Source organism: Vibrio sp. 2033, from assembly GCF_033339735.1.
The window spans coordinates 1-849 of the sequence record NZ_JAWOVC010000205.1 but is presented as its reverse complement, the minus strand read 5'-3'; the positions used below and the strand labels follow the sequence as shown (position 1 = coordinate 849).

Annotated in this window: 1 protein-coding gene; it reads right to left on the bottom strand. The window is 44.6% G+C overall.

Translation table 11 applies throughout. The features are described from left to right. Positions 1-31: 31 nt before the first annotated feature. On the bottom strand, positions 32-849 hold an 818-nt coding region (gene nhaR / locus R7P74_RS25595; protein ID WP_318123450.1), incomplete at its 5' end, for a transcriptional activator NhaR.

Genomic DNA, 849 nt, shown 5'->3' with positions numbered 1-849 from the left:
GTAATCTATTTATTTGAGCAACGATACGGGTTTACTCAAACATTTGACTGAAATCAGCATCACATACGTTTTTTACCGCAGGATGCTGAATCATTCGCTCGGCAAAAATAACGTAATACTCTTCTTTCAAATCCTCAACATGACCGATCAACTGCAAGCTGCGGTCATCTTCGATTTCTGACATGTAAACCGTCGGCGCCAAAAAGATCACATCATCACGGTATCTCGCAAAGGCTTTCATCAACGCGACATCATCAAACTCTCCCAAGACATCAGGTTGTAATCCTTGGCGATCAAACCATTGAATGACTTTTCGCCCCATCGCCGTTCGACTTGCTGGGATCAACAGCTTTTTCTTTTCCAAAATTTCAGGGAACTTCACGTCTGGAATGTCAGAAGATGCAAAGAAACTCATGCTACTCTCGCCAAGCTTCTTACTATAAAGGCCTGGGCTTTGCGTCGAGTCCACCGGGCAATCAGAAAGAATCATATCCAACTTGTGCTGCGATAGCCGTTCTAATAACAGTTCGTGCGTCGACTCGTAACAACGTAAGTGGATACTGTTGTCTTCAGGTACGGTTGTCATCAGCACTTTACTAACTAGCCGTTTTGACAGCGCATCGGCGACACCAACTTCAAACAAAATATTGGAGTGCTGACTGTAGTTCACAATATCAAGCATCTCATAGCTTAAACCAAACATACGATCCGCATATTTGAAGACCAATTGTCCGAGTTCTGTTGGTTCGACAGTACGGCCGTTTCGCTTGGTTAACTTGCCTTTCATCCGCTCTTCAAGCGCTTTGATTTGCCCGGTCACCGTTTGAGGAGTGAGAAAAAGCGCATCCG